Here is a 20,171-nt window from a genome sequence, read left to right as displayed (position 1 = left end):
TGCAGTGCGGCTTGAGCGACACGCAGGACGAGCATGAACGCCGACCCGGTCCGGGTATGACAAGGTCGGCCTCAGCGCAATATGCGGCCGACCCGGCCGGCGACACGCTAGAGTGTTGCACGACCGCTCCGGAAGATCGCGGAAAACGCAGGAGACGCGCGATGCTGGATTGGAATGCGGACGGCGACGCCCTGGAGGCGCCGGCGGTCGCCCGCAACAGGGACGCGATCCTCGCCGTGCTCCGCGCGATCCTCCCGGCCAGCGGCACCGTCCTGGAGATCGCCAGCGGCTCCGGGGAACACGCGGTGCACTTCGCCGCCGCGCTGCCGGGCCTGACCTGGCTGCCGAGCGACGCCGACGCGGCGGCCCGGCGCAGCGTCGCGGCGCATGCGCGCCGGTCCGGGGCGGCGAACATCCTGCCGCCGCTCGCCCTCGATGCCGCCGCCGACCGCTGGCCTGTCGAGCCGGTCGAAGCCGTCGTGTGCATCAACATGATCCATATCGCGCCCTGGTCCGCCACCGAGGGCCTGATGGCCGGCGCCGGCCGGGTCCTGGCCGGGAGCGGTATGCTGTTCCTCTACGGTCCCTTCCGAGAGGGCGGACGCCACAGCACGGAGAGCAACGCCGCGTTCGACGCCTCCCTGCGCGGACGCGATCCGGAATGGGGCGTGCGCGACCTCGAATCCGTCTCGGCGGCGGCGGCGAAGCACGGGCTGGCACTCGTCCGGCGCGTCCCCATGCCGGCCAGCAATCTGAGCCTGATCTACCGCCGCGAACCGGACTGATTTCGCCATCCGGTCCCACGGCTGCACATTGTATTCAGGCCAGCGATTGAGGCACTATCGGCCCGTGGCACCGATGCGGCGGGAAAAGCCGTACGGCCCCCAGGAGGAAACCGATGGCAAGCGATCGCAGCGTTTCGAGCCGGGCGGCGGCCCTGCTCGCAGTGGCGGGGTTGGTGGGAGCGGGTCCGGCACGCGCCGCCGACCCGATCCGGATCGGGGTGATCGCCGAGGCGCAGTCGGTGGTCGGCGCCTCGATCCCGCAGGCGGTTCAGCTCGCTGCCGACGAGATCAACGCCAGGGGCGGCGTCGACGGACGGCAGATCCAGGTCGTCACCTACGACGACAAGAGTTCCGCGTCCGACGCGGTCCGGGCCTTCCAGCGGGCGGTGTCCGAGGACAAGGTCAACCTCGTCATCGCCAGCTACATCTCGGAGGTGGTGCTCGCGCTGATGCCCTGGGCGGCCCGGCTCAAGACCCCGATGATCACCCCCGGCGCCGCATCCAACGAGATCAGTCTCGCCGTCCACAAGGACTACGCGCGCAACAAGTACACCTTCCACGGCTACCTGACTTCCGCGGCGCTCGCGCAGTCGATCTGCGATTCCACCAAGGACCTGATCCTCGACCTGATGAAGGTCAAGACCGCGGCGATCATGAGCGAGGACGCGGCCTGGACCCGGCCGCTCGACGTCGGATACGAGAAGTGCCTGCCCGAGATCGGCGTGAAAGTCGTCGACCACATCAGGTTCTCGCCGGACACGGGTGATTTCACGCCGATCTACAACAAGATCGAGGCGGCCAAGCCCGACCTGATCGTCACCGGCATCTCCCATGTCGGCGTGCAGCCGACCGTGCAGTGGCAGAACCAGCAGGTGCCGCTCGCCATGACCGGCATGAACTCGCAGGCGACCTCCTCGACCTTCTGGGCCAACACCAACGGCGCCACGCAGGGCGTGATCTTCCAGAGCATCGCGGTGCCCGGCGCGGCGATCACCGGCAAGTCGCTGGCCTTCAGCGACGCGTTCAAGAAACGCTTCGGAAGCGATCCGTCCTACGCGGGCTACATGGCGTACGATCAGGTCTACTACGCCGCGGACGCGGTGAAGCGCGCCGGCTCCACCGAGGCCGACAAGCTGGTGGACGCCCTGGAGGCCACCGACTGGGAGGGCACGGTCGGCCGCACCCAGTACTACGGCAAGGACGACCCGTTCACGCACTCGATCCGGTACGGCCAGGGCTTCATCACCGGCCTGATGGCGCAGTGGCAGGACGGCAAGCAGATCGCGATCTGGCCGAAGAGCCTCGCCCAGGGGCAGATCGTGATCCCGGCGGCCGTGAAGGCCGCGGCGCGGTGAGGCTCCGGCGGCGCGCCGGACCGGTCTGCCGCCGAAGGCGACCTCGCTGAGGGCGACCTTGCCAAGCGCGTCCGTTGCCGCAAGTACAGCCGGGCCGCGACCCGAGGGACGTGGCCCGGACACCCCGCGCGAAGGATTGATCGATGGCCAGTGCCGACCTGCCCGAGAGCATGCGTCAGGTCCGCTACACGGGCGCGGGCGGTCCGGAGGTGATCGCCGTCGAGAGCGCGCCCCTGCCGAAGCCCGAGCCCGGCCAGGTCCTGATCGCGGTGGTTGCCGCCGGCGTCAACCGGCCCGACGTGGCGCAGCGCGCGGGCGTCTATCCGCCCCCGCCCGGCGCCACCGAGATCCCGGGCCTCGAAGTCGCCGGCCGCGTCGTCGGCCTCGGTAAGGGCGTCACCGGCCTCGCCCTCGGCGACGAGGTCTGCGCGCTCGTGATCAGCGGCGGCTACGCCGAGTACGCGGTGGCCGAGGCGGGGCTCTGCCTGCCGCGGCCGAAGGCACTCTCCCTGGTCGACGCCGCCGGGCTGCCCGAGACCTTCTTCACGGTCTACTCGAATGTCGTGCAGCGGGGGCGTTTGGCCCGGGGTGAGCGCTTCCTGGTGCATGGCGGCTCCAGCGGCATCGGCGCCACCGCGATCCAGATGGCGAAGCTGTTCGGTGCCACGGTCTTCGCCACCGCGGGCTCCGCCGAGAAGTGCCGGTTCTGCGAGGAGCTCGGGGCGGATGCGGCGATCGACTACAAGCAGGCCGACTTCGCCGAGGAGGTGAAACGCCTCACGGACGGACGCGGCGTCGACGTGATCCTCGACATGATCGGCGCGAGCTACCTCGCGCGCAACATCAAGTCCCTGGCGCCGGACGGGCGCCTGGTGATGATCGCCCTGATGGGCGGATACAAGGTCGACGGTCTGAACATCACGCCGATCATGCGCAACCGCCTGACCTTCACCGGTTCCACGCTGCGGCCCCGCCCGACGGCCGACAAGGCGGCCATCGCCGAGGGGCTGCGCAGGGATGTCTGGCCCGAACTCGACGCGGGGCGCGTCCGCTCCGTCACCCACGCGACGTTCCCGCTCGAGGAGGCGCGCAAGGCGCACGAGCTGATGGAATCGAGTGCCCATCTCGGCAAGATCCTGCTCACCACCGGGCTGTGACCGTCGCGGTCGGCAGGAACCCGCGTCGTCGGCGCCGCGTTTGCGGCCGGTAACGGATTCGTGTCGCAGGCCGCACTCGCGCGTGCTGCGTTTCGCCGACGAGGTAGTTTTACATGGCCGAAAAATTGAACCCGAAGGAGAGCCGGCAGGGCGAGCGCGGCAAATCCGTGCTCTGGGTGCTGGTGGCGAGCCTCGTGCTCCTGGCCATCGCCACCGTGGGCCTGCTGACCTGGAACGGCAGCAACGCACCGAAGGACTATGCCAGCCAAAGCCAGGATGCGTCCCGGCGCGAGGTGACCGGCTCGGTGAACGGTCAGTCCGGCGGTACCTCGCCGTCGAACAGCACCGGGGTGCCGGGCGGCAATCCGTCCTACCCGCAGCCGGCGCAGCCCGGCGCGAACGGCGAGAAGGCGAAGTAGGGCGCGCATTCCGGGGCGGAGCTTGACGCTCCGGAGCGTATCCCGATGCTGAAGGGCCGGCGCCGATCATGCGGCGGCGGCCCATTCTTTTTGCGCCCATTTTTCTACGGCAGGCGGTAGTCCCGTCTTCTTCCGACAGTCGGGACGGCCGCCGCGGGCTTCCCTGACGACGTGTCCCGCGTGGCCCGAAGCGCGTCCCGCCCCGACGGCGTCGATGCGGTCAGCGCGTCGCGATCGGCGTAGGGCCGCGGTAATCGTAGAAGCCGCGCTTGGCCTTCCGGCCGAGCCAGCCGGCCTCGACGTATTTCACCAGCAGCGGGCACGGACGGTATTTCGAATCCGCCAAGCCCTCGTAGAGCACCTGCATCACCGACAGGCAGGTATCGAGGCCGATGAAGTCGGCGAGCTGCAGCGGGCCCATCGGATGGTTCGCGCCGAGCCGCATCGCCGTGTCGATCGACTCGACCGAGCCGACGCCCTCGTAGAGCGTGTAGATCGCCTCGTTGATCATCGGCAACAGGATGCGGTTGACGATGAAGGCCGGGAAATCCTCCGACATCGTCGAGGTCTTGCCGAGCTTCGCGATGAAGACCTTGGCCGCCTCGTAGGTGGCATCCTCGGTGGCGATGCCCCGGATCAGCTCGACGAGCTGCATCACCGGCACGGGGTTCATGAAGTGGATGCCGATGAACTTCTCGGGCCGATCCGTCGCCGCCGCGAGGCGGGTGATCGAGATCGACGAGGTGTTGGTGGCGATCAGCGTCTCCGGACGCAGCGACGCGCACAGGGCCGAGAAGATCTCGCGCTTCGTCGCCTCGTTCTCGGTAGCCGCCTCGATCACCAGATCGCTCGGACCGAGTGCGGCAAAATCCCGGGCCGGCACGATGCGGGCCCGGATCGCCTCGCTCTCGTCCTCCGTGAGGCTGCCCTTCGACACCAGACGGCCGAGGCCGGCCGCGACCGTGCCCAGGCCGTTCTCCAGGCGCGCCGGATCGCGGTCGTTCAGCAGGACATCGAGACCGGCCGTGGCACAGACCTGCGCGATGCCGCTTCCCATCTGGCCCGCGCCGATGATCCCGATCCGATTGATCACCATGTCCATCTGCCGACCTGTGCCCCCAATGCGGATGCCGATGCACGGCCGCCCGGTTCGACGGACTGCGCCAACGCGACGACAGGCGCGAAGATCTGCCGTCGCAGCCTTCTAGACCAATCTCCGGCGGGGAAGGAACCCGCTGGACAACCCGCGGCGACATCGCCCGCGCCGCCCGTCGGCGGTGCCGCGCTGCCGCTCCCGGCCGGAGACTACTGTCCCTTCGCCTTGCCGAGTTCCGACTGCAGCTCCGGCACGACCTGGAACAGGTCGCCCACGAGCCCGTAATCGGCCACCTGGAAGATCGGCGCGTCCTCGTCCTTGTTGATGGCGACGATGACCTTCGAGTCCTTCATGCCGGCGAGATGCTGGATCGCCCCGGAGATTCCCACCGCGACGTAGAGATCCGGCGCCACGACCTTGCCGGTCTGGCCGACCTGCCAGTCGTTGGGGGCGTAGCCGGCATCGACGGCGGCCCGGGAGGCGCCGACCGCCGCACCCAGGGTGTCGGCCAGGGGCTCGATCAGCTCGTGGAACTTCTCGGAGGAGCCGAGGGACCGGCCGCCCGACACGATGATCCGTGCGGCGGCCAGCTCCGGACGATCGGACTTGGCGATCTCCTCACCCTTGAACGTCGAGCCGCCGGCCGCGGGCGCGGGGGCGGAGACGGGCTCGATGGAAGCGTCGGATCCACCCTCGGCCGCCGCCTTGAATGCGGCCGTGCGCACCGTGATCACGGTCTTGCCCGCCGGGGTCTGGACGGTCTGGATCGCGTTGCCGGCGTAGATCGGCCGCTCGAACGTGTCGGGCGAGACAACCTTGATGATGTCCGAGACCTGCGCCACGTCGAGCAGCGCGGCCACCCGCGGCAGCACGTTCTTGCCGGTGGTGGAGGCGGACGCGAGGATCGTCGCGTAGGGCTCGGCGATCGAAGCGATCAGCGCCGAGACCGGCTCGGCGAGGTCGTGGTCGTAGGCGGCGTCCTCGGCGAGCAGCACTTTCTCGACGCCGTCGAGTTTGGCCGCCGCCTCGGCCACGGTCCGGGACCCGGAGCCCAGCACGAGCGCGTGGACCGGGGCACCGATCGCCTTGGCGGCGGAGAGCGCCTTCAAGGTGCCGTCCTTGATCTGGCCGTTGCCGTGCTCGACGAAGAGGAGTGTCGTCATGGTCGTCTGGAGCCCTTGAGGGTTGTGGGGCGAGGCTCGACCTTCGGGCGGGAGCCTCGCCTGCGGATCAGATGACGCCGGCTTCGACCTTGAGCTTCTGCACCAGCTCGGCCGCCGAGGCGACCTTGACGCCCGCGGAGCGGCCCGGCGGCTCGGCGGTCTTCAGGACCTTGAGCCGTGGGGTCACGTCGACCCCGAGCGCGTCGGGGGCGAGCTCCTCGAGCGGCTTCTTCTTGGCCTTCATGATGTTGGGCAGGGACGCATAGCGCGGCTCGTTCAGGCGCAGGTCGGTGGTGACGATCGCCGGCAGCGTCAGGCTGACGGTCTGAAGGCCGCCGTCGACCTCGCGGGTGACATCGAGGCTGCCCGCGCCGGCCTCGATCTTGTAGGCGAAGGTGCCCTGCGGCCAGCCGAGCAGCGCGGCGAGCATCTGGCCGGTCTGGTTCGAATCGTCGTCGATCGCCTGCTTGCCGAGGATGACGAGCTGCGGGCTCTCCTTCTCGACCACCGCCTTCAGCAGCTTGGCGACGGCCAGCGGCTCGCAGAACACGTCGGTCTTCACCAGGATCGCCCGGTCGGCCCCCATGGCGAGCGCGGTGCGGAGCGTCTCCTGCGCCTGCTGCGGGCCGATCGAGACCGCGACGATCTCGGTGACCGTGCCCTTCTCCTTCAGGCGGATCGCCTCCTCGACGGCAATCTCGTCGAAGGGATTCATGGACATCTTGACGTTGGCGAGTTCGACCCCGGAGCCGTCGGCCTTCACGCGGATCTTGACGTTGTAGTCCACCACCCGCTTGACGGGCACCAGAACCTTCATGGCGGCTTGGATCCTTCCCCGGAGGATTCTTGTCGTCGTGCACGCCTCTTCCACGGTCACCGGGACCGCGGGGGCGGGGCACGCCAGGCGCGCGGACCGTAACGGCCACATTTCCGCCTTGTCAACGCGGGGCGGTCGCGGGTGCGGGAAAAGGGCGGACGCCGGCTCAGCGGTTGGCGCCGGGCACCCAGAGGACGTCGTCGGCGCCGTTCGCATTGGCCGCGCGGCTTGCGACGAAGAGGAAATCCGACAGGCGGTTGAGATAGCCGAGCGCCTCCGGAGAGACGGTCTCGCCCTCGCGCGCGGCGAGGCTCACCGCCAGGCGCTCGGCCCGCCGACACACGGTGCGGGCGAGGTGAAGCGCCGCAGCGGCCGGCGAGCCGCCCGGCAGGACGAAGGATGCCAGAGGCGGGATCGCCGCGTTCAGCGCGTCGATGTCCCGCTCCAGGCGCGTGACCTGGCTCGCGACGATCCGCAGCGGCTCGTAGGGCAGGGGCTCCGGACTGGGCGGCGTCGCGAGATCCGCGCCGAGGTCGAAGAGATCGTTCTGGATCGCCCCGAGCATCGCGTCGAGCGGGCCCTGCAGGTGCAGGCGCGCGAGGCCGATGCAGGCATTCGTCTCGTCGACGGTGCCGTAGGTCTCGATGCGCAAATCCGCCTTGGAGCGCCGCTGCCCGTTCGCCAGCGCGGTCGTCCCCTTGTCGCCCGTGCGCGTGTAGATCCGGTTGAGCTTGACCACGGGGCGGGGTGCCTCAGAACGTGTAGCCGATCTTGCCGCCGAAATTGGTCAAACCGCGGTTGTTGGCGCAGAGCCCCGCATTCGACATGTGCTCGACGGTCGCCATCACGCTCCAGTGCTCGGTCAGGCGGTAGCCCAGCGCGGCGGCTTCGCGGAACATGGGGGAGCACCCCAGGGTGTTGAAGCCGTAGGGAGTGGTGGCCTTCGGCCCGGTATAGCCGTTGTGGGCGACGCCGCCGAAGAAGCCGTCCAGGAAGAAGCGCCGGTTGAAGGTCTCGGGGAAGATCTCGAGGGTCCAGGTGGCCCCGAGATAGGCGTAGCTGGTCCGGCCGCCGGTGTTGTAGCTGCCGCCCGTCGTCGGCCGCGGCACGAAGGCCTGCCAGAACGGGTCCGCGCTGATCAGGGGCTTGGCGAACAGGATCTCGCCGTTGACGTTGGCCTTGCTGAAGCCCGGGAGCTTGCCCTCCGCGCTGCCGGGATCCTGCACCGCGCCGCCGATCCGGACCTCGGAGACGATGCTGAGCGGCTGGACCGGCGCGGCGTAGGCCGCCGGCAAGGGCGGCGCGTCCGCGGCCGAGACGGGGAGGCATGCCGAAGCCGCGAGAAGGCCGGCGAGACTGATGCGGAGAAGGGCGGTCATGCGGTCTCGAGCGGACGGGCTTGGCAGTTCGATTCTACCAAGCGTAGCACGAGGATCCCGGTCTCAAGCGGCCAATTCATCCGTCCCGGCGGCGAAACCCGCCGGGTGCGGCGGCGCGGTCACACCCGTCTTCGGCCGTTCAGGCCGAGCGCCACCAGACCACGCCCATGATGATCAAGATCGCCACGAACTGCAGCAGCACCCGGAGGCGCATCAATTTCTGCGAGACGTTGGCGCTGCCGCCCCGCATCATGTTGGCGAGGCCGAAGACCAGCACCACGGCGACGCCGAGGCAGGCGATGAGGACGAGGGTATTGGACGACATGGAGGCACGGATCCGGGCCGGACGGGAGCCGTTCGCCGGTCCGCGTCGCAGGGTGGGGTAGGTGAACGTCAGTTGCGGCGCAACAGGCGCTCGAAGTAGTCGAGTTCCTCGCGCGGCCGGCTCGGGTCGCCCAGCTTCCGGCGCAGCTCTTCCATGATCCGGCGCGCGCGCTGCACGGCCGATTCGTCGGCGGTGGGGACGCGGACCCGCCCGTCGCTCATGTCACGGCCGCGCGTGGGACGGCCGAGGGGATCGTCGTCGCGGGCGCCGGCCTGACCCTGCTGCCCCGGCTGCTGGCCGCCGTCCTGCTGACCTTCGCCCTGGCCCTGGCCCTCGGCCATCTCCTGCATCTGTTGAGCCATGCCCTCGGCGCCGCGCTTGAGCCCGTCGAGCGCACGGCCCTGGGCATCCACCGCCTCGCCGGAATCGCCCTGCTTCAGTGCGTTCTCGGCGTCCCGCATGGCGTCCTCGGCATCGGAGAGGCCCTGCTCGCCGCGCATGCCGTTCTCCTTCATGCGCTTCTCGAGGTCCTCCAGGCGGCGTCGGAGCGCCTCCTGGCGCTCGCCGCCGCTCCCCTGCTGCTCCTGCCCTTGCTGGCTTTGTCCCTGCTGGCCCTGGCCCTGCTGTCCCGGCTGCTTCTGACCCTGCTGGCCCTGGCTGCCCTGCTGCCCGCGCTGGCCCTGCTGTTGCTGCCCGCGGTTCTGCCGCTGGCCGCCGCGCTGCTCCTGTCCGTCCTTGAAGGTCTGGTCACGCAGCCCCTGCTGCTCGCGCGCCATCTCGTCGAGGTCGCGCATTTGCTTCTGCATCTCGCGGGACGCCTGATCCGAGCGGCTGCCCCGCTCGGCGGTCTGCAGATTCTCCAGGATGTTGCGCAGCTGCTCCATCAGGCGCTGCGCCTCGGCGGTGTCACCGCGCTTCATCGCGTCGGCCATATCCTGGATCATCTTGTCGAGATCCTCAGGCGTGACACTCTTCGATTGCTGATTGTTCTGACTGCGGTCGCCCTGCTCCCGCGGCTCGCGGCTCTGCTTCTGGGCCATCTCGGACAGGAACTTGTTGAGGGCCTGCTTGAGATCCTGAGTCAGCCGCTTGATCTCGTCATCCGGCGCGTTGCGCTCGATCGCCTCCTTCAGCCGGTCCTGCGCCTGCCGGAGCTGCTTCTCGGCGTCCGAGAGGTCGCCGTCCTCGATCTTCAGCGCCATTTCCCACAGGAGGTCGGCGACCTCGACGAGGTCCGGATCGGTCCTGGCCCGGCGCAGGCGCTCCGACGCGGTCTTCAGGCCGAGGAAGATCGCGGGGCGCGGCGTGAACGTATCGGGGGCCACGAGCAGCGCGTCCAGGGCGGCCTGGACCCAGCGCCGGTCCGTGTCGGGGGCCGTGACGAGGCGGCGGCGCTCCTCGGCGAGCGCCCGCGCCAGCGGGTCGCGGAACGGGCGCGCCGGCAGCGTGATCTCGGTCTCCGGCGTGCGGCCCTCCTGGTCGGCCTCGTCCTTGACGACGATGCGATAGCGCACCCGCGCCCCCGCCCACGGGCTGTCGGTGAGATCGACCAGGGTCTTGGTATCGGCGTCGCCGCTGGCATCCGGCGGCAGCGCGAGGCCGATCCGCGGCACCGGAACGAGCGAGCGGCCGGATTTCAGCGGCTCGATCACGGCCTCGGCCGAGCCGATCCCGTAATCGTCCTTGGCGCGGTAGGTCAGGTTGAACGTGCCGCGGCCGTTGACCTCGGGACCACCCACCGCCGTCACCTGCGGCGGCCGATCCGGGATCACCTCTACGGTGAGGCGCTGGCGCCCGGCCGGGGTGACGATCACCAGTTCCGCGCCGCCGACGATCCGGTAGCGCTCCTCGCGCAGGTCCGGACGCGCCGCCTCGCCGGGCACCGGCACGAGCCCGGCATTGGGCGTGAGCGAGGTGTCCGTCGCAGCCTTGCCGAGCCCGGCGATGCGCACGATGAGCTGCGCGTTGACCGGCGCCCGCAGGTGCTGATCGCTGCCGTCCATGGCGATCAGCAGCGGCGGCAGCCGCGTGTAGAGCGGCGGGTCGATCCAGCCGTCGACGCGGAAATTCGGTCCGGGGGCCGCCGGCTGCTGCCAGTCGAACGCCGTGGCGATCCGTTCCCGCCATTCCGGGCCCGCGGCGAACAGGCTCGCGACGGCCGCGACGGTCAGTCCGGCCCGCAGGGCGAAGGGATCGCGGCGGGTCATGCCCGGGCGGGGCGGGCCGACCCGCAGGGCCGCCACGGCCCGGGCGGCCCGCGCCTGATGGAGGGCCCAGAGCGTCCGGGTCCCCGGATCCGCGGCGCCGACCGCCAGCGTGTCCTGTGCCGCGGAGGCGGGTCCGTGGCGCAGGGCCGGGTCCCGGGACGCGGCGTCCCGGTCCAGCCGCGCCAGGGCGACGCGCCGATCGGGCCGGGTGAGGCGGGCCAAGGGCAGGAGCGCGGCGATCAGCAGGGCGGCCAGCACGCCGAGGCCGATCTGCCGCCCGAGCGGCGGGAGTTCGAGCCAGAGGCCCGACCATGACAGGACCAGGAACAGGAGCCCGACCGCCAGGCCGCGCCAGAGCACCGGCCAGGCCTGCTCCCACAGGACGGCTGCCCGCGCCTGGGCGACCAGCCGGTCGAGCCGCGCGGCGGCGGCCGGCCGGCCCGGTGCGCGACCCGTCTCGCTGCGCGCGCTGCTGAAGCCGTCCCTGCCGTTCACGCCGTCCGATCCGCCCCACGTCCGCGAGCCCGGCGAGACCCCGGCTCCATCATCGCAAGGCTAGCATGGTGAGCCGCGGCGGTCGGCGGGTCAAATCGGCGCGATGGCGTCGCGGACCGGGCGTCAGTTGTGCGCCTGGATGAAGTTGCGCACCTGCGGGTAGATCTGCGCCTCCCAGCGCTTGCCCGCGAAGACGCCATAATGGCCGACGCCGGCCTGCAGGTGGTGGGTCCGCATGTAGGGTGGCAGGCCCGTGCAGAGATCGTGGGCCGCCATGGTCTGGCCCACCGCGCAGATGTCGTCCCGCTCGCCCTCGACCGTCATCAGGGCCGTCCGGCGGATCGCCCGCAGGTCGATCGGATCGCCGCGGTAGCTGACCGCGTTCTGCGCCAGGGCATGATCCTGGAACACGGTCTTGACCGTCTCAAGGTAGAATTCGGCCGCGAGATCCAGAACGGCGAAGTACTCGTCGTAGAAGGCCTCGATCGCCTCGGCCTTGGCGTCCTCGCCGTTCGCCATGTGCCAGAACAGGTCGGCATGGCCCTGGACGTGGCGCTTGGCGTTCATCGCCATGAAGGCCGAGACCTGCATGAAGCCGGGATAGACCCTGCGGCCCGCGCCCCTGTGCCGGGCCGGGACCGTGGCGATCAGGTTCTGCTCGAACCATTCGATCGGCTTCGAGGTCGCCAGCGCGTTCACGCCGGTGGGGTTGACGCGGCAATCCACCGGACCGGCCATCAGCGTCATGCTGCGCGGCGCGGCCGGGTCCTTGGACTGCGCCATCACGGCGGCGGCGACCAGCGCCTGGACGGCCGGCTGGCAGACCGCGACCATGTGGGCGCCTTCGCCCATGGTCTGCAGGAAATGGACGAGGTGGCCGACATAATCGTCGAAGCCGAACCGGCCCTCCGCCAGCGGCACGTCCCGGGCATTGTGCCAGTCGGTGATGTAGACGTCGTGGTCGGGCAGCATCGTCCGGACGGTGGCGCGCAGCAGCGTCGCGAAATGACCCGACATCGGTGCCACCATCAGCACCTTGGGCTGGTCGGTGTGGATGTCCTTCCTGAAGTGCAGCAGCGTCGCGAACGGCGTGACCTCGACGGGCTCCTCGACCACCGGGACGCTCCGGTTGCCGACGCTCACCGAATCGATGCCGTAGGCCGGACGCGCGAAGGTCAGTCCCGCCCGCATCATCATCCGGGCGCCGGCGGACATCCAGGTGATCGGCTCGCCCAGGCCCCGCCAGGGCGACCAGACGTCGTTCAGGAGCCGGCCCCAGGCCCGGGTCTGGGCCGCGATGTCGGTCTGCACGTCGAACGCATCGTACATCATCGGGCGGGCACTCGCGCGAGCCCTGCCCGGCACGGAGCCATCGGGGCGACAGGTCAGCGGATGCCGGGTTAGGGCTTGCATCTGCATGGCGACGCAGGATGGTTGCGATGTCTTGGACCTGCAACTGTCCGAAAGGCGAAGTCAAATCGGAACGACATCGACGTGGCTTTGGTGCACCATCCAGATCTTCGATGCGGAACCGGGTCGGTCACCCGAGCGCGCGAGGCCGTCACGCGTCGCGACGACTTCGATCCCGGACGTCTCAATTTCGGTTCGTGCGGGAGACGTCCCGTCGCCGGACCCCTCCAAGGTCCGGGATTCAGGACGCACGGCGGACGACCGGGCCGGGCTCGCCTTCGGTGCGGCGATGCTCGCAGGCGATCTTGAGATACCGGTCGCTCCCGCCCGGCAGGCCGGCCTGCGCGGCCATGGTCTGCGCGTGCATCAGACACTCGATGGGCGAGTGCGCCGGGGCGACGATGACGTCGAGCGCGGTGTCGCGGGAGCAATCCTGCGCCAGCAGAGTGCCGGCGCAGACCAGGGCAACGGAGAGCAGTTCCGACATGACGGACCTCGTTTTCGAGTGATCGAAAGGTCCGCGGGGTGCTCTGGCGTGCGAGCCGCCGCGTTGTCGTTGCCTGGGTGCTTCCTCCGTTTGCCGATAGACTTAGCACGTGACGTGCCAGTTGAGCCGGGCGGTTCGCCCGGTCTCGGTCCGCGTCAGTCGCGCGCGGGGAGCCAGTGCGTGTCCGGCTCGCTTGCCGGGAGGAGCGCCGCGACGGCGTCGAGATCGACCACGTATCGGTCGGTCAGCTTCTGCCAGATCTCGCTCTGTGACCTGACATCGGGCCTCAGGCCATCGAGGGCGCGGGCCAGGAGGGCTGCGCTGGTGAGCTTCGGCCGTTTCAGGAGCGGATCAGCGTTCAGCATCGGTCTCGACCTTCTCCGACACCCGGAGCCTGACGGAGTCATGGTTAACATTCGGTTACGACCGCGCGGCGGCTTAGCCGGACCGGCGGCCCCGCCGGGAACGCCGGACGCACCCGCGTCGTGCCGACCCGGCGAGGCGGCCAGGCACCGACGGGACACATCCGCCCCGGCCGCGGCCGTTCCGGTTCACAAGCCGGACCCCATCGCTTATCAGGCGGCGGATCAAGGCTGCCCGCGGCCAGGCTGGCGTCCCGCTCCGGAGCCCGCCTCGCTCTCGGCCGATCGTGCGAACGGGACACCATGGACGCCACACCTGAAGCGGTCGGCGCGACGCAGAGGCCCGCGACCCGCCTCGTGCTCGCGTCCGCGTCGCCCCGCCGGCTCGCGCTGCTCCAGCAGATCGGCATCGAACCGGACGCTCTGCTGCCGGCCGAGATCGACGAGACCCCGCGCAAGGCCGAACCGCCCCGGGAACTCGCCCGACGCCTCGCCCGGACCAAGCTGGCGACCGCGGAGGCCGCGCTGCACCTTGGGGACGCGACGACGCCGACATGGCTGGTCTCGGCGGACACGGTCGTGGCCGTCGGGCGGCGCGTCCTGCCCAAGGCCGAGGTGCCGGACGAGGCGGCGGATTGCCTGCGCCTTCTCTCGGGCCGGCAGCATCGGGTCTTCACGGCCATCTGCGTGCTGTCGCCGCGCGGGCGCCGGGAGCGGATCGTCGAGAGCCGGGTGCGGTTCAAGCGCCTCTCGAGCCGGGACATCCAGAGCTACATCGCGTCGGGTGAGTGGCGCGGCAAAGCCGGCGGCTACGCGATCCAGGGCCTGGCGGGCGCGTTCGTTGTGAAGCTCGTCGGCTCCTACAGCGCCGTGGTCGGCCTGCCGCTCTACGAGACGATGAGCCTGCTCGACGGCGAGGGCTATCCGATCCGCGCCGGGTGGGGCGGCCTCGCGTGAGCCAGTCGCCGCGCCCCGCATGCCCGATCTGTCGCCGCCCGGCCGAGCCGGAATTCCGGCCGTTCTGCTCGCAGCGCTGCGCGGACGTGGACCTGGGGCGCTGGCTGAACGAGCGCTACGCCATTCCCGAGCCCCTCGACCCCGACGAGCCGCCGCGCGAGCCCGATCCGGAGGCCTGATGATTTTTCCGCGGTTCGGTCACGCCGATGTCGCGGCGAGGCTGGACAGGCCGGAAAGCACTCACTATACCCCGCGGCGTTCGAGGCCCCACGGGGGCACGGGCGACGCCCAGGTAGCTCAGTTGGTAGAGCATGCGACTGAAAATCGCAGTGTCGGTGGTTCGATTCCGCCCCTGGGCACCATCAGCGTTTCGGCCGTCCTGAGACGACGCAGCCCGACGGTGTCGTGGACCGCGGCGGCCCGGATACGGACCTCGCATCAATCGACGTAGACGCCGGCTCCCACGAGCGCCTCCACGCCGTCGATGCGCGTTGCGCAGACGTAGCTCCACTTGATGGTGACGATCGGCTGGCCGGGCCTGGGGAACATGTAGTCGACCCAGCCGGACCCGAACTTCCTGACGGTATCGACGAAGTCTCTGTGGAAGCGCTTGCCGTCGGCGTCGCGCTCGTCGAGCAGGTCGCGCCCCTCGCGGTTCGGCCGGACCGCGTTGAACAGCACGATCCCCTGCATGTCGACGACGAACAGGTAGACGTCGCCGTAGCGCCAGCCGGCGCCGGGTTTCCGGAAGTCCTGGAAGGCGGCGCGACCGCGTTCCTCCAGGAGTTCCGCCGCCCGATTGACCAGGCTCTCGATCTCGGCCGCCTGGTGTGACGGCAGCGGATGCGGTCCGCCGAACGCCGGCAAAGCCGTGCTGAGAAGCAGGATCAGCGGCCATTTCAACAAGGCTTTGAGCATCCGACGCCTCAGGGGCTACGCTTCCGCTCGTCACCATCGGCCTGAACAGGGCAGCCGACAGACCGGGTGACCCTCTGCGGGATGGGACGCTTGCAGCGATCGTCGGAACCCGCGGTCCGCATCGCTCCCACGCTTTCCGGTTGAAGCCCTCGGTCGATACAGGGCACCCCGTCGTCGAGGGCCGTGCGACGCGACCTCGGGCAGCGGACGCCGGAAGCCGCTTCAGACGCGCGCGTCGATCTGACGTGCCCCGTTGCGCGCGAAACGCCACGTGCCGGTCAACCAGGACCGCTTGCGTGCGAGCGGTTGAGGCGCGTTGACCGCCGACGCGGCCGAGGCGGTGCGGACGCGATGCGGTTCGATGATCCGGTCGAGGTGCCTCAGGGCCGCCAGGACCTGCATCGCCATCAAGTAATGGCCCTCGCACGCTCCGTTCTGTCTGAGGCGACGAACCTCGCGCTCCGCGCGGTCGAGGATCTCCCGGGCCTCGACACAGGAACACTCAAGCTGCGCGCCATGTGTCATCCCGACCTCCGCGCCAACGTGCCTCAACGGCCTGAGGCCATTGAATGCCATCGCGGCCGCCGGGCGTGCATCACCCATTCGGATGCTGTGGCAGAATGCGCGTTTCGCGCGGTCGACGGGCCGTGGGAAGCAGCCGAACCGGCCGGCCTGGGGATCCTGGGACTGCGGCCTCGGCCGCGAAACGCCGTTTCCGGTTCGCGGCCGTCTCGACCCGGCGGAGATCTTTGCCGGGTGCAGGTGCCGAGCGAGCGCTCTCCGACGTTGCAGGCCGAAGACCGCGCCCCGCCCGCGACCGTATCCCGGCCTGCGGGCACACCGCGTCCGCGATCCCCTGCATGCGATCTCGTCGGGCAACGCGGCACTGGGCTGTGCAATCCCGCTCGCCCGGGAGCGATGGACGAAGCGTCAGATCAGATAGACGGTACCGTGCGCCTTGAAGACTTTCGGGCAGTCGCTCTCGTCCACAAGCCGCTGCGCCTCCGCGAGGGTCAGGCGCCGTTCGCTGGCCAGTTCCGCCAAGGTCATCCACTTCGTCGGCATGGTCGGCCTCCCAGAAGGAAGGTTAACGTCGGGCACGGCGAGCGGTTCACGGCTCGAACCGCCCTTCTCCGATGCGTGGACGCCTGCCGGGCGGATCGCCGGATGCTCGGCTTTTGAAACCTCGGTGTTCCGAGGACGGGCAGCGGGCTGGGCGGGGCGGATCCTCTGTGCTCTCACACAACCTCACCGATCGGCAGGCCGTGGATGATCCGCGGCATCGCCACGTCGGGATCGCTATGTTTGTGAATAGTATTGTCTGATATGTCGGTCGGTTGTCAACGTGACTCGATCAACGTTGACGATAGTTATCGTAGTCCCATCCGGATTTTTTAAATTGCGGCTCGGTCCCTATTGGCTCGCACAATGACGATCATTGGGGTGCCTGGGACACCGCTCCCCGCCAGAACAATATGAGTTACAAAAGCTGCGATTTCAACGGAGGCTTTCTTGAAAGCCGCGCGGTTTCGACATTAGCATGTATCAACTTCGGATCAACTCTCTTCGAATGCCATGCCAAAATTGAAGTCGCTCGACGGTCGAAATCATCTTTTGGGCCATCCGGTCGCGCCCGAAAGCCCGAACGCGATCGGCACGTGGTCGTGGGACGCCACCACCGATCGGATCTGCGCGGATTTCTACAGCGCGCGTCTTCACGGCGTCGATCCCGACGAGGCCGAGGCCGGTCTGCCCCTGAGTGTCTACCTCGCCAGTGTCCACAGGACGGATCGGCCCCGCATCATGGCTGCGTTCCGCGAGAATGCCCGTGACGGCAAGGCCTCCGGCCAGGAATATCGCGTCGGCGCCGCGGATGGCGTCTCGCGATGGGTCCTAACGCGCGGCCGGTTCGCGCGCGATCACCTCGGCCAGCCGGTGAGCGGCCGCGGGATCCTCGTGGATATCACTGCGCTGCGGGCGGACGCCGTCACCGCGAACCAGGCCGGCCCGGAGACCGTCGAATCCCCCCTCGAGGCGGCTGCCGCGGCCGCGATCGCGGCCTATCGGGCGATCGATGCCCTTCAGGACCCCGAGCTCCGTGCCTCGGCCGACGCGCTCCTGTACGGTATCGGGCGCAGGCTCGCCGCACAGGAAGCGGCCGACCGGCGCGAGAGCCTGAACTGACGCACGACCCGGCGCGTCAGGGCGCGTCGCGGTCTCGCAGGTGCAGGTAGGTCGGATCGAACTCGGCGACCGACATCAGGCCGTCCCAGTCATGGACTGTCAGGCGACGGCTGCGCAGGGTGATCAGGCCGGCGGCCTTGAGGTCCCGTATGGTCCGGTTGACGTGAACCGGCGTGATGCCGAGGGCATCCGCCAGCTCGGGTTGCGTCATGGGCAATTCGCAGGTCCGATCCGGCGCCAGACCGACCGCGCCGAGGCGCGTCACCAATTCGCAGAACAGATGGGCCATCCGGGCGTAGGCGTCCCGCCGCCCGGTGTTGAGCATCCACTCCCGGACCATGGCGGCGTCGATCAGCGTCGCGCGCCAGAAGACCTCGTTGAGCCGCGGATGCGCCCGCAGGAGCGCCCGGGCCGCGTCGTGCTGAACGAAGCCGATGCGGCACGGGCTCACGGTCGCGATGCTGACATCGAGGACTTCCAGGTAGATGCTCTGGAAGTCGGGCACGTCGCCCGGGACATGGTAGCTCATGACCTGCCGCTTGCCGGCGCGGGTCGATTTGTAGGTGCAGGCAATGCCTTCGAGGAGGGCAAAGCTCCGTCGCGGCCGGTCGCCTTCCCGAACGATGTCCTGATAGGCGTCGAAATCCACCATCTGCATCGGCAGGGTGAGCAGTCCGGCGCGCTCCTCGTCGGTCGGTCGGAACAGGGCGATGCTGTCGATCTTGCGCAGGAATGGATGCCTGCTCGACTGCGGCATGGATCCACCGATCGCGGCTCGGCTTTCAGGCGGCATGGCCCGTACTCGCGGTCATCAATACCCTCGGAATGCCTTGGTACACCAGGATAGGGTCGGACGTCGGGCCCGACCAGAGCATGGGCGGACATCGCCTGGCGGCCTGTTCTAGCTGAGGACACGCATCTTCGCACGGCCCTAAGCGCGCGGGACGCACTTCGCCGCGGCGGCAGACGGTTCTCGGGAGGCGAGGGAGTCCCTACGCGGGGCGTGCCCGACGCCGCTCTTCACTGCGCCGCGCATCGTCGAGCTCCTTGCGACGACTTTCGAGCCAGAAAGACAATCACTTTTAGGTCGTAGAACCATCTTTATAAATTTAGATAGACTAATACGCCGATTAATACAATATATCTAAGTTCGATCCGCAGCATTTTTTCTTTAATTTAACGAATTGTTGCTCGAAGTGTCTACGATTTGTAAAGACTCCATCCCTGAAAGAGGCAATGAAGGAATCGGTCAGGAAATACGTCAAAAATATTTCATCGAGAGAAACTACGGATCATTCGAAAAGACGGCGCCTGTCTGCCGCCGGTTTGGAGAGTATTTTGAAAATATCGACGCTCATTCTCCTCGCGACCGCTTCGATTTGTCTCGTCTGCGCGGCTGAAACTGGAAATCTCGTCCTGAGCGAGGCGCGCCTCCATGAGAGCAGCCGCGACGCGCGCCTGGGGATCGCGGCTGCCGAGGCGATGATGGCGGCCTCGACCCGGATCTCACAGGAACGGGGTCCGACAAACGGCGCCCTCGGGCTCGAGCGGCCGCTTCCGAGCGCGAACCGTACCGCGCTGGAGGAGGCGCGTCAGGCGACCGACGACGCCCTCCATGAGGCCGGGCGCAAAGCCTCCGAGTTGCCGGCTCCGTGGCGGCCGGCGGCGACCGGAAGCATCGCCGAGACGGGTCGGCTCCTCGCGGTCGCGCGCGCGGAGGTCGACAGCCTGACGGCGCAGCCTCTGGCGCAACGCGCAACCGAACAGGTCTCCGCGGCGGTGCGCGCGATGATCGCGGTTGCTCCGGCCCTGGACCGAGCGCTTGACGCGGCGGATGACGTGGCGATCCGGGGCGAGTCGCGCCTGGCCTCGTGGCTGACCATCGCGCGGACCGTTACCGAACTCCGCGATTTTGCCGGTCAGATCGGCTCGGTCTTCGCGCCGGCTCTCGTGGCGAAGCGGCGGATGACGGACGCGGAGGTGGCGGAGTACCATCGATTGAGCGGCCGGGTCGACGCGCAGCTCCGGCAGATCCTCCTGGCGCGCGCCAAGATCGGAGACGATGCGCGCGCCGACGACCTGATCAAGGCGCTCCAGGCGGGCTATTTCACCGAGGGACGACGGCTGCCGGCTGCGATCGTCGCGCGGAACAGAGAGGGGCAGGTCCCGGATCTGACCGCGCAGGAATTCGGGGCCGGTTACGTCCCGGCGATGGGCTCGATCGTCGACCTGCGGGCGCAGGTCTTCCTCCGCGTCCGCGACTTGGTCGAGCAGCGTATCGGGGCGGCCTGGAGGCAGCTGTTCGCCTACCTGCTGGCCGGGGTAGCGGTCCTCGCGCTGTGCGGAGGCGTCCTCTTCCTGTGCATCCGCAAGATCTCCCGTCCGATCCAGCGCATGGCGACCGTCATGGACCGGATCTCGGCCGGCGACACGGATGTGAGCGTGCCCGATACCGGGAGCAGCAACGAGATCGGCGCGATGGCGCGCGCCGTCGAGGTGTTCAAGGACAACCTGATCCGCACCCGCGCCCTGGAGGCGGAGACCGCGCAGGCCCGGCTTGCGGCGGAGGAGCAGCGGCGGGTCGGCATGCGCACGATGGCGGACGGGTTCGAGGCCGCGGTCGGCGGCATCGTCGGCCAGGTCTCGTCGGCCGCC

Annotated in this window: 22 protein-coding genes and 1 tRNA gene; 9 read left to right on the top strand and 14 right to left on the bottom strand. The window is 69.1% G+C overall.

The features are described from left to right. The first annotated feature begins 161 nt into the window (after positions 1-161). The 4 genes from MKL01_RS22255 to MKL01_RS22240 all read left to right on the top strand — a co-directional run bounded on the left by MKL01_RS22255 (position 162) and on the right by MKL01_RS22240 (position 3,716). Entirely contained in the window at positions 162-785 is a 624-nt protein-coding gene (locus MKL01_RS22255) for a DUF938 domain-containing protein (protein WP_243907363.1), read from the top strand. Between the two features lie 113 nt (positions 786-898). Continuing rightward, positions 899-2,140 carry an ABC transporter substrate-binding protein gene (locus tag MKL01_RS22250; protein ID WP_243907362.1) on the top strand — a complete coding sequence of 414 codons (1,242 nt, stop codon included), beginning with the start codon at positions 899-901 and terminating at the stop codon, positions 2,138-2,140. A 143-nt stretch (positions 2,141-2,283) separates the two neighbouring features. After that, positions 2,284-3,297, top strand: coding sequence for an NAD(P)H-quinone oxidoreductase (locus MKL01_RS22245; protein WP_243907361.1), 1,014 nt, complete (start codon positions 2,284-2,286; stop codon positions 3,295-3,297). Between the two features lie 113 nt (positions 3,298-3,410). After that, positions 3,411-3,716 (top strand): hypothetical protein, encoded by a 306-nt coding sequence (locus MKL01_RS22240; RefSeq protein WP_243907360.1) that lies wholly within the window; start codon positions 3,411-3,413, stop codon positions 3,714-3,716. A 220-nt stretch (positions 3,717-3,936) separates the two neighbouring features. On the opposite strand, the gene MKL01_RS22235 is transcribed toward MKL01_RS22240, so the two are convergent. From MKL01_RS22235 to MKL01_RS22190, 10 genes are all read right to left on the bottom strand, one after another. Then, positions 3,937-4,818 (bottom strand): 3-hydroxybutyryl-CoA dehydrogenase, encoded by an 882-nt coding sequence (locus MKL01_RS22235; protein ID WP_243907359.1) that lies wholly within the window; start codon positions 4,816-4,818, stop codon positions 3,937-3,939. A 203-nt stretch (positions 4,819-5,021) separates the two neighbouring features. Next, a complete protein-coding gene (locus MKL01_RS22230; RefSeq protein WP_243907358.1) occupies positions 5,022-5,975 on the bottom strand; it encodes an electron transfer flavoprotein subunit alpha/FixB family protein in 954 nt (317 codons plus the stop codon). A 67-nt stretch (positions 5,976-6,042) separates the two neighbouring features. Then, a complete protein-coding gene (locus MKL01_RS22225) occupies positions 6,043-6,792 on the bottom strand; it encodes an electron transfer flavoprotein subunit beta/FixA family protein (RefSeq protein WP_243907357.1) in 750 nt (249 codons plus the stop codon). 166 nt (positions 6,793-6,958) lie between these two features. Then, positions 6,959-7,531 carry a cob(I)yrinic acid a,c-diamide adenosyltransferase gene (locus tag MKL01_RS22220; RefSeq protein ID WP_243907356.1) on the bottom strand — a complete coding sequence of 191 codons (573 nt, stop codon included), beginning with the start codon at positions 7,529-7,531 and terminating at the stop codon, positions 6,959-6,961. A 13-nt stretch (positions 7,532-7,544) separates the two neighbouring features. Continuing rightward, a complete protein-coding gene (locus MKL01_RS22215; protein WP_243907355.1) occupies positions 7,545-8,171 on the bottom strand; it encodes an acyloxyacyl hydrolase in 627 nt (208 codons plus the stop codon). Between the two features lie 139 nt (positions 8,172-8,310). Then, on the bottom strand, positions 8,311-8,496 hold the full coding sequence (locus MKL01_RS22210) for a twin transmembrane helix small protein (RefSeq protein ID WP_243907354.1): 186 nt from the start codon (positions 8,494-8,496) through the stop codon (positions 8,311-8,313). A 68-nt stretch (positions 8,497-8,564) separates the two neighbouring features. Then, positions 8,565-11,198, bottom strand: coding sequence for a TIGR02302 family protein (locus MKL01_RS22205; RefSeq protein ID WP_243907353.1), 2,634 nt, complete (start codon positions 11,196-11,198; stop codon positions 8,565-8,567). Between the two features lie 123 nt (positions 11,199-11,321). Next, on the bottom strand, positions 11,322-12,530 hold the full coding sequence (locus tag MKL01_RS22200; RefSeq protein ID WP_243907352.1) for a polyhydroxyalkanoate depolymerase: 1,209 nt from the start codon (positions 12,528-12,530) through the stop codon (positions 11,322-11,324). Between the two features lie 319 nt (positions 12,531-12,849). Beyond that, positions 12,850-13,095, bottom strand: a complete 246-nt coding sequence (locus tag MKL01_RS22195) for a hypothetical protein (protein WP_243907351.1) — start codon at positions 13,093-13,095, stop codon at positions 12,850-12,852. 155 nt (positions 13,096-13,250) lie between these two features. Continuing rightward, the gene (locus MKL01_RS22190; RefSeq protein ID WP_243907350.1) at positions 13,251-13,460 is read right to left on the bottom strand and encodes a hypothetical protein; all 210 of its coding nucleotides are present in this window, start codon (positions 13,458-13,460) and stop codon (positions 13,251-13,253) included. 300 nt (positions 13,461-13,760) lie between these two features. Between MKL01_RS22190 and MKL01_RS22185 the strand changes: the two genes are divergently transcribed. The 3 genes from MKL01_RS22185 (at position 13,761) to MKL01_RS22175 (ending at position 14,776) form a co-directional block, all read left to right on the top strand. Then, the gene (locus MKL01_RS22185) at positions 13,761-14,414 is read left to right on the top strand and encodes a Maf-like protein (RefSeq protein ID WP_243907349.1); all 654 of its coding nucleotides are present in this window, start codon (positions 13,761-13,763) and stop codon (positions 14,412-14,414) included. Continuing rightward, positions 14,411-14,593: a DNA gyrase inhibitor YacG gene (locus tag MKL01_RS22180; RefSeq protein ID WP_243907348.1), complete on the top strand. Its 183-nt coding sequence runs from the start codon at positions 14,411-14,413 to the stop codon at positions 14,591-14,593. Before MKL01_RS22185 ends, MKL01_RS22180 begins: the two co-directional genes overlap by 4 nt. Positions 14,594-14,700: 107 nt before the next feature. Further along, positions 14,701-14,776 (top strand) — tRNA-Phe (locus MKL01_RS22175). A gap of 76 nt (positions 14,777-14,852) precedes the next feature. Here the strand turns inward: MKL01_RS22175 and MKL01_RS22170 are convergent. The 3 genes from MKL01_RS22170 to MKL01_RS35805 all read right to left on the bottom strand — a co-directional run bounded on the left by MKL01_RS22170 (position 14,853) and on the right by MKL01_RS35805 (position 16,397). Further along, positions 14,853-15,332 (bottom strand): cache domain-containing protein, encoded by a 480-nt coding sequence (locus tag MKL01_RS22170; protein WP_243907347.1) that lies wholly within the window; start codon positions 15,330-15,332, stop codon positions 14,853-14,855. A gap of 222 nt (positions 15,333-15,554) precedes the next feature. Next, a complete protein-coding gene (locus MKL01_RS22165; RefSeq protein ID WP_243907346.1) occupies positions 15,555-15,740 on the bottom strand; it encodes a hypothetical protein in 186 nt (61 codons plus the stop codon). Positions 15,741-16,262: 522 nt separating this feature from the next. Then, positions 16,263-16,397 carry a hypothetical protein gene (locus MKL01_RS35805; protein WP_279604797.1) on the bottom strand — a complete coding sequence of 45 codons (135 nt, stop codon included), beginning with the start codon at positions 16,395-16,397 and terminating at the stop codon, positions 16,263-16,265. 549 nt (positions 16,398-16,946) lie between these two features. On the opposite strand from MKL01_RS35805, the gene MKL01_RS22160 reads away from it, so the two are divergent. After that, the gene (locus tag MKL01_RS22160; RefSeq protein WP_243907345.1) at positions 16,947-17,516 is read left to right on the top strand and encodes a PAS domain-containing protein; all 570 of its coding nucleotides are present in this window, start codon (positions 16,947-16,949) and stop codon (positions 17,514-17,516) included. Positions 17,517-17,532: 16 nt separating this feature from the next. Here the strand turns inward: MKL01_RS22160 and MKL01_RS22155 are convergent, their stop codons facing one another. Next, positions 17,533-18,273 (bottom strand): Crp/Fnr family transcriptional regulator, encoded by a 741-nt coding sequence (locus MKL01_RS22155; protein WP_243907344.1) that lies wholly within the window; start codon positions 18,271-18,273, stop codon positions 17,533-17,535. A 581-nt stretch (positions 18,274-18,854) separates the two neighbouring features. Here MKL01_RS22155 and MKL01_RS22150 point away from each other — a divergent pair. After that, the coding region (locus tag MKL01_RS22150; protein ID WP_243907343.1) for a HAMP domain-containing protein at positions 18,855-20,171 on the top strand (1,317 nt) is incomplete at its 3' end.

The organism is Methylobacterium sp. J-070 (assembly GCF_022829385.1).
GTDB lineage: Bacteria > Pseudomonadota > Alphaproteobacteria > Rhizobiales > Beijerinckiaceae > Methylobacterium.
This window is presented reverse-complemented; position numbering and strand designations above follow the sequence as displayed.